Source organism: Segeticoccus rhizosphaerae, from assembly GCF_009192725.1.
Taxonomy (GTDB): Bacteria; Actinomycetota; Actinomycetes; order Actinomycetales; family Dermatophilaceae; genus Segeticoccus; species Segeticoccus rhizosphaerae.
The window spans coordinates 1-8,204 of the sequence record NZ_VOHR01000176.1; the positions used below are offsets into that span (position 1 = coordinate 1).

Below are 8,204 nucleotides of genomic sequence, written 5' to 3' on the forward strand. Positions count from 1 at the left end.
CGAGGAGCGCGTCCGGCGTGCTCCGGTGCGCTCCGCTGCGCAGATCGCGGCCGCGCTCGGCGGGCCGCCACCGACGCCCGAGCAGGCCGCTGTCATCGAGGCGCCGCTTCGACCCCTGCTGGTCGTCGCGGGAGCCGGCTCCGGCAAGACGGAGACGATGGCCTCCCGGGTGGTCTGGCTGGTGGCCAACGGTCACGTCGAGCCCGACCAGGTGTTGGGGCTGACCTTCACCCGCAAGGCCGCGTCAGAGCTGTCCGACCGGATCGGACGGCGGCTGCGCCAACTCCAGCGGGTGGGGCTGTGGACGCCGCCCGAGCTCGAGGACGGGGCCGAGGTGCTCGGCGGCACGCCCACGGTGTCGACCTACCACTCGTATGCCGGCCGGCTGGTGCGCGAGCACGCGCTTCGGCTCGGCATCGAGCCGGAGGCACGGCTGCTGTCCGAGGCCGCCGCCTGGCAGTACGCCGCCGAGGTAACCGAGTCCTACGACGGACCATTGGAGCAGATCCGCACCTCGGGCGGCGCTGCGCCGGCCCTGTCGACGGTGGTCGGAGCGGTCACCTCCATCGCGGGGGAGATGGCCGAGCACCTGCTCGAGGTGGACGCCCTCGACAGGTTCCTCGGCGAGGTGGCGGATCGGGTGGGGGCCCTTCCCAGCGGCGGCAAGGCCTCCTCGGTGCCTGCTCCGGTCCGCGACGTGTTGCGCACCCTCGAGGGGCGACGTCAGATCCTGCCGCTCGTCGCGGCATACCTCGACCTCAAGCGGCGTCGCGAGGCGCTCGACTTCTCCGACCAGATGGCGCTGGCGGCGCGGCTGGCGATGCGCTTCGCCGACATCGGGGTGATGGAACGCGGGCGCTTCCGCGCGGTGCTTCTCGACGAGTTCCAGGACACCAGTGAGGCCCAGCTGACCCTGCTGCGCAGCCTCTACGTGCCCGACGCGTCCGCAGGGCCTGACGACGGCCCGGCGGTGCCGGTCACCGCGGTGGGCGACCCGCACCAGTCGATCTACGGCTGGCGCGGCGCGAGTGCGACCACGCTGAGCCGGTTCCCGCGCGAGTTCCGTGACGCCGCAGGGCCGGCCGCGGTGCTGCCGCTGTCGACCAGCTGGCGCAACGACCGGACCATCCTCGCGACGGCGAACCTGTCGTCCGCGCCGCTGCGGGATGACTCGCACGTCGACGTGCAGCTGCTGCGGGCGCGTCCCGACGCGCAGGAGGGTTCGGTCGAGGCGGCGCGGCTGTCGACGCTGGAGGACGAGGCCTCGCACGTGGCCGACTGGGTGCAGCGTCGCTGGTTCACCGGTCCGGACCGGGCGACCCGCACCGGACGGTCGGCAGCAGTGTTGTGCCGCAAGCGGTCCCAGTTCCCGACAATCGTCGCGGCACTGGAGGAGCGCGGTCTGCCGGTCGAGGTCGTCGGGCTGGGCGGTCTGCTGACCACCCCGGAGGTCTCCGACATCGTGGCGCTGCTCTCTGTCGTGCACGATCCGGGCAGGGGCGACCACCTGATGCGGCTGCTGACCGGGCCGCTCTGCCGGCTGGGCGCGGCCGACCTGGACGGCCTGGCCGCTTGGTCACGCCACCTGCAGCGCCGGGACGCGGCCAAGGGGGCGACCAAGGATGCCAAGGACGCCAAGGACACGAACGACGCCAAGGACATCAGGGACACCAGGAACACCAGGGACATGGCGCCCGAGAGCGGCGAGCGCGCGAGCATCGTCGAGGCGCTCGACGAGCTGCCGCCACAGGGCTGGCACGGGGCCGACGGGCGGCGGATCGGTGACGTGGCCCGCGAGCGGTTGGCCGGGCTCGCTGACGTCGTGCGGCGGTTGCGGTCGCTGACCGGTCTGGGGCTGGCAGATCTCGCGGGCGAGGCCGAGCGCGCCCTCGGGCTCGACATCGAGGTGCTGGCCCGGCCCGAGCACACCCTCGCCACCGCCCGGATGCACCTGGACGCCTTCGCCGACGTCGCGGCGAGCTTCTCCGCGAGCGCCGACCGACCCACGCTCGGCGGTTTCCTGGCGTGGCTGGACGCCGCGCTGGAGGAGGAGCGCGGGCTCGAGAAGGCGCCCCTGGAGGCCTCGCTCGACGCGGTGCAGGTGCTCACGGTCCACGCGGCCAAGGGCCTCGAGTGGGACGTGGTGGCCGTCGCCGGGCTCACGGAGGGCGCGTTCCCGTCGTGGCCCTCGCCGCCCAGCAGCCGTTGGTCCGACGGGCGGTGGTCGGTCGGCACGCCGAAGGACAAGGGCTGGTGCAGCGGACTCGACGGCGTGCCCTACGACGTGCGGGGTGACTGCGACGGGCTGCCACGCTGGCGCTGGAAGGAGGTTGCCGACCTGGCGGAGCTCAAGGACGACCTCGAACGCTTCGTGCTCGAGGGCGGGCAGCACGCGATCGCCGAGGAACGGCGTCTGGCCTACGTCGCGTTCACCCGAGCGCGGCGGGAGCTGCTGCTCACGGCGCACGTCTGGGCCGATGGCAAGTCCCCCCGGGTGACCTCTCGGTTCCTCGATGAGCTGGTGGAGGCCGGTCTGGCGCAGGTCGGTGTCTGGGCGCAGATGCCGGAGCCGGACGATCACGGCAAGGCAGTCAACCCCCGGACCCAGCAGAGCCAGAGCGTCTCGTGGCCGGTGGATGCCCAGTCGCGTCGCAGGCTCGAGCTGACCGACTCCGTGCAGGCGGTGCTCGACGCGATGGCGGAGACGCGTGACGGGGCGACAACGGCTCCGATGCTCCCGATCGACCCGCGGGAGCAGGAGATCGAGATGCTGCTCGCCGAGCGGGACCGAGCGGGTCGGCGCGACGCCGAGGCCGTCCGGATGCCGCGCCACCTTTCGGCCTCCTCCGTGGTGGCTCTGGCCACCGATCCCGAGGCTTTCGCGCTGGCCCTGCGACGGCCGATGCCCACTCCTCCGGCGCAGGCTGCACGCCGCGGCACCGCCTTCCACGCCTGGGTGGAGCAGCACTACGCCCAGGCGGCGCTGGTCGACCTTCTCGACCTGCCCGGAAGCGCCGACGAGGACCCGGGACTCGACGAGGACCTGCCCGCGATGAAGGCCCGGTTCCTGCGCAGCGAGTGGGCCGGTCGCCGGCCCGAGGCGGTCGAGATCGCGGTCGAGACCGTCGTCGACGGCATCGCGATCCGCGGCCGTATCGACGCGGTGTTCGCCCGTCCCGCAGGTGGGTTCACGCTCGTCGACTGGAAGACCGGAGCCGAGCCGACCGGCGAGCGGGCGCGGATCAGGGCGATTCAGCTCGCCGCCTACCGACTCGCGTTTGCCCGATTGCGCGGGATCGAGGTCGAGGACGTCGACGCCGCGTTCTACTACGCGGCCACCGGGCGCACGGTCTGGCCGGAGCTGCTCGGCGAGACCGACCTGTTGGACGTCCTGCGTGCCGTGCCCGAGTGACGGTGGGCGGCGGCTACGACGTCGCGGTCACGCCTCGTGCTGCGGGCCGGTGGGGTCGTCTCCGGGTGCATCTTGGGCCGGTTGGAGGCCGAGGCGCACAATCGCCTCGGCGACGGCGCGCACGGTGGCGTTGCGGCGTCGCGCGTGGGCCCTGATCCGCTCGTAGGCGAGCTCGACGCTGATCTGTTGCCTGGTGGCGACCATGCCCTTGGCTTGCTCGATGATGACCCGAGCGTCCAGGGCGTGTTGCAGCTGCTCGTTCAGCTCGACCTGGCGGCGCTGCTCGGAGGCATTGATCAGGTAGGCGGTGGCCATGTCGGCCATCACGGTGGCTGCCGCGAGATCCTCTGTGCTCCACTGTCGGCGGTTCTCGCTGTAGAGGTTCAGCGCGCCGACGGTCCGCCCGGCCAGCCGCATCGGCAACGAGGCCACGGCCAGCACACCGGCCTGCCGTGCAGCGCGTTGGTAGTTGGGCCACCGGTCGACGTCGATGGACAGGTCATCCACCGACACCACTCGGCCGGTCCGGGCAGCTTCCACACACGGGCCGTCCTGGCTATCCTGCTGTGCCAGCTCCACCGCGGCGATCCGGGAGTCGACCGCGGTGACGACCTCCAGCCGCTCCCCTTTGTGCAGGCTGACCCCGCTACCGAGCAGACCGAGCACGCTGGTGACGCGCTCGGCCAACTCGTCGAGCACGGCGTCGACCTCATATGGAACCAGCAGCTTGGCGGTGAACTCCGAGAGCGTCCTCAGGTAGAGCCCATGGTCGTAGATGGGGGCCTCCGGGTGGGCTGGCGAAGCCGCATGAAGCCGATCCCATGCTTGGCTCAACGTGGTGAACGAGGCTTCCAGCATACGGCCCGCTGGACCGTTGACGGATCGGTGCGCACGGTCGAAGATGAGCGGCGGGCCCCTGACCTCGGCCTGGTGAGGCCTCCCGTGACCCTGGTGGCGTGGCGCCAGCTTGCCAGGAGGCACTCATGGACTCGGCAGACCTTCCCCACGACCCCCACCACGCGGCTCGGACCGGATCGATCGACCCCCTGGCCACGGCGCAGCTCGGCGCCGGTGCCCCACCGCCCGGCCCTGGCCAGAGCGCCGGTTCGGTGCTGCGCTGGGTGCTGCGCCGCGCCTCCCCTGCCGAGTGGTCACCGCTGCGGCCGGCTGAAGAGCTGGTGGCGCAGGTTCACCCCGACGATCCCGTGCTGCGCGAGCACGTCCTGCGACAGGCCCGCTCTCGTCTGGTCGCACTCGCCGACCGGACATCCACCTCCCGGGAGCAGCGTGCCCTGGCCACCCTGACGGTCGCGATCAACCTCATCGACCAGCAGAGCGACGGCCATGCCGGCGCCGAGGGAGACCACGGCGTGCCTCCACGCGCCAGCTCCACCCGCCAGGCCCTGATCGATGCTCAGCGGCCCCTCGGGGGCGAGCGGTACCCCGCTGATCCGTCCTACTTCATCGGCTGAGCTCGCGGCTCGGTCGAGCAACGGCGACTTCGCCGGGGCTCGCCCGGGTCCGACCTCGCGTCCGCGTCCGGACCGCTGCGTCAGGAGCGGCTGGGTCCGGACGGGTCGTCGTCACCGGCGTTCGGTTCGGCGGCCTCCGTCGGGTCGAACTGCGGCACGTGGGCGTCCGACGGTGCCCCGAACTCCAGCGACTCGTTCGCCTCCTCGTCGCCGGCCGGGGCGTCGAACTCCAACGACTCGGTCACCTGCTGGTCCCCGGCCGCTGCGGATGGGGCGACGGCGGCCTCGTGGTCACCGCCGTCCTCGCGCTCGGCAGGCGCCGGCATTGCGGGCTCGGTGTCCGGCGTGACGGCCCCGCCCTGGTCCAAGCCCTTTCCCTCGTCATCGGTGGACGGCGCCGCGGCCTCGGGGGTCGACCCGGTGTCCGCGTCGAGGTCGGGCAGTTCCCCGCCCTCGAGGCTGTCGGCGAAGGCAGGCGACCCGGCCGGGACGGAGCGGGTCGGGGGCGGCAACAGGTCGGTGTCGTGCGCGTGCTGGTCCAGGCGTCGCAGCGCCTGCGCCCGGCTCTCGACCAGTTCGTCGTCCTCGGAGGTGACGGCCTCGAGCAGGGCGGTCAGTCCCCGCAGCTCGCCGGCCAGTCGCGCGCGACGCTCCAGGTGCTTGTCGGGGCGCTCCGCCCGGGCGTGGGAGTAGGCCTCCAGCACCGTGTCGAACGCGGCCGGCGCGCACCCGGTCACCAGGGTCCCGAAGTCGTCGGCCGGGTCGGCCACCTGAGCGCGCTCCCATCCGGTGAGCCCCTTGACGGTGCCGGCACCGGCGTCGTCGGACCCGTCATACGCGACCAGCACGTGCCGGTCGGTGAGGTTGCCGTGGACCGGGCAGGTGGCGAACCGCCACAGCGTCACCTCCTCGAGCGCGTGCTCCCAGCGCGACAACAGCCCGGTCGGCACGTGGCCCGTGGCGGCCCCGCGGTCGAGATCGGCGAGCCGGCGGGTGCGGTAGGTGTCGGCGTCGTAGGACGGTGTGCCCGCCTCGTCGTAGAGCCCGCGGTCGACGTTGTGCACCGCCGCGATCGCCCGCCCCACCTCGGCGGCCAGCCTCGAACCGGCCGGCAGCTGGGTCCAGTCGAGGGGTTCGCCGGCGAGCCGGGGATAGACGGCGGCGCGCCCACCCTCCTTCAGCTGGGCGTAGCCCTGGGGCACCGGCACGGCGAACGGCATCCGGCGGGCCAGCAGCCGCGTCAGGGACTCACCCTCGTCGAGCTGCGCGGCGGCGACGGCGTTGAGCGGCAGCCGCACCACCCACCGGCGGCCCTCCTGGTCCTCGAGGAAGGCGACCTGGTACTGCTCGCCGGTGCGTGCGGTGACGCCCTGGACCGAGACGGGTGCGAGACCGGGGACGGCGGCGCTGGCGAGGGCTGCGAGAGCGAGCGGGCTGCGTGTCACCCGCCCACCGTATGACGTCACGGCGTCCTAGGCTGGCAGGCGTGACGTTGTCGTCGGAAACCCTGCTCGAGCTCTCCCTGTCGAACGGCGCCCTCGACCGTGACGCCCACGTGCGGAGGGAGCCCGAGCTGCTCACCGGGTTGCTGGCCGACCCCGCGACCCGCGTGCTGCACCTGCGCGGCGACCGTGCCCGCACGCAACCCACGGACGAGGGTCTGCGCCTCGCCCTGCGCGAGCCCGAGCCGGGGGACGGCGACCACCTGGTGGTCTACCTGGGCCGCGATGGTGGCGGCTCGGCATACGTCGCGCTGCTCGACGAGGCCCATGAGGAGACCCAGGAGGAGGCCCAGGAGTCGGCCGACGAGCAGTGGCAGACGCTGCGCCGGGCAGGCGCGAGCCTCGGTGACCACGACTCCGGTCTCTTCGCCGAGGCGCTCGCGCTGGCGAACTGGCACCGCACCCACACCCACTGCCCCCGGTGCGGCGCGACCACGGTGCCCCGCGAGGCGGGCTGGGTGCGCCAATGCGAGCAGGACGGCAGCGAGCACTACCCGCGCACCGATATGGCGGTGATCATGGCCGTCACCGACGAGGACGATCGGATCCTGCTGGCCCGCGGACCGCAGTGGCACGAGCGCAGCGGGTCCGTGCTCGCCGGCTTCGTGGAACCCGGGGAGTCGCTGGAGGCGGCCGTGGCCCGAGAGGTCCTCGAGGAGGTCGGCGTGACCGTGACCGACGTCCGTTACCGCGGCAGCCAGCCCTGGCCGTTCCCGGCCTCGCTCATGGTGGGGTTCACGGCCCGGGCCGTGAGCGCGCAGCTGCGGCTCGACCCGGTCGAGATCGCCGCCGCGAGCTGGTACACCCGCGAGGAGGTGGCGCAGCGGGCGGCGAGCGGTCAGCTGCGGCTCTCGTCGCGGCTGTCGATCGCACGGCACCTCATCGAGGAGTGGTACGGCGGTCCGCTGACCCAGGCCGAGGAGCCCGTGGAGGGGCTGCGCGCGGTCGATCGCCGGTGAGCAGCGACGACAGCGTGCGCGAGCCAGCGCAGCGAAGCCCCGAGCGCCCGTGGTCGCGAGTGCCACGGCCAGCGGTGGCAGAGTGAGGGCATGAGCTCCGAAAGCACCGCCGCACTGCGGCAGCTGGCCACCCGACACCATCTCGGCGTCCTCACGACGATCAAGCGCGACGGACGCCCCCAGCTGTCCCACGTCAGCTACGTCTTCGAGGACCACACCGACCTGGTGCGGGTGTCGATCACCGACGACCGCGCCAAGACGCGCAACCTGCGCCGCGACCCGCGGGCCTCACTGTTCGTCCGGTCCGACGACGGATGGGCGTATGCCGTGCTCGAGGGTGACGTCGACCTGTCGCCGGTCGCGGCGGCACCGGGCGACGCCACCGTCGAGGAGCTGATCGAGGTCTACCGCCTGATCAACGGCGAGCACCCCGACTGGGAGGACTACCGCGCCGCCATGGTGGCGGACCGGCGGCTGGTGGCGCGACTGAAGGTGACCCACGTCTACGGCGTGCCACCGCGCTGAACCGGCGCACGCGACACACCCGGCACACCGCAGCCCGACCCCACCGCGGTCGACCGCCGCCTGCCGGCCGGCGGCCGTGAGCGGTCCACAGGGGTTCGCCGCCGGTCGGTGGCCTCTGGGAGGATCGGGGTGATGTCCACACCCCCCAGCCCCGACGAGGTCCTCGCCGCGCTCGACCCCGAGCAGCGGCTCGTCGCCGCCTCACCGCTCGGGCCGATGTGCGTCCTGGCCGGCGCCGGCACCGGCAAGACGCGCGCGATCACGCACCGGATCGCCTACGGCGTCCTGTCCGGCGCGTACCAACCAGGCCGGGTGCTCGCGGTGACGTTCACGG

7 protein-coding genes are annotated in these 8,204 nt (G+C 73.0%); 5 read left to right on the forward strand and 2 right to left on the reverse strand.

The genetic code is table 11. The annotated features are described in order from the left end of the window. The first annotated feature begins 25 nt into the window (after positions 1-25). Positions 26-3,412, forward strand: coding sequence for an ATP-dependent helicase (locus FRW57_RS13770; RefSeq protein WP_152186241.1), 3,387 nt, complete (start codon positions 26-28; stop codon positions 3,410-3,412). Between the two features lie 27 nt (positions 3,413-3,439). On the opposite strand, the gene FRW57_RS13775 is transcribed toward FRW57_RS13770, so the two are convergent. Further along, on the reverse strand, positions 3,440-4,111 hold the full coding sequence (locus FRW57_RS13775; protein WP_162529362.1) for an ANTAR domain-containing protein: 672 nt from the start codon (positions 4,109-4,111) through the stop codon (positions 3,440-3,442). Positions 4,112-4,395: 284 nt separating this feature from the next. Between FRW57_RS13775 and FRW57_RS13780 the strand changes: the two genes are divergently transcribed. Then, complete coding sequence (locus FRW57_RS13780; protein ID WP_152186243.1) at positions 4,396-4,884, forward strand: hypothetical protein; 489 nt, start codon at positions 4,396-4,398, stop codon at positions 4,882-4,884. 80 nt (positions 4,885-4,964) lie between these two features. Here FRW57_RS13780 and FRW57_RS13785 read toward each other — a convergent pair whose 3' ends face one another. Next, positions 4,965-6,329 carry a phosphotransferase gene (locus FRW57_RS13785; RefSeq protein ID WP_162308227.1) on the reverse strand — a complete coding sequence of 455 codons (1,365 nt, stop codon included), beginning with the start codon at positions 6,327-6,329 and terminating at the stop codon, positions 4,965-4,967. A gap of 41 nt (positions 6,330-6,370) precedes the next feature. Between FRW57_RS13785 and nudC the strand changes: the two genes are divergently transcribed. The 3 genes from nudC to FRW57_RS13800 form a co-directional block, all read left to right on the forward strand. Next, complete coding sequence (gene nudC, locus FRW57_RS13790) at positions 6,371-7,345, forward strand: NAD(+) diphosphatase (protein WP_238999427.1); 975 nt, start codon at positions 6,371-6,373, stop codon at positions 7,343-7,345. Between the two features lie 90 nt (positions 7,346-7,435). Continuing rightward, positions 7,436-7,870: a PPOX class F420-dependent oxidoreductase gene (locus FRW57_RS13795; protein ID WP_137122396.1), complete on the forward strand. Its 435-nt coding sequence runs from the start codon at positions 7,436-7,438 to the stop codon at positions 7,868-7,870. Between the two features lie 129 nt (positions 7,871-7,999). Then, positions 8,000-8,204 (forward strand): UvrD-helicase domain-containing protein (locus FRW57_RS13800; RefSeq protein ID WP_420853255.1); only part of this gene is annotated, 205 nt, incomplete at its 3' end.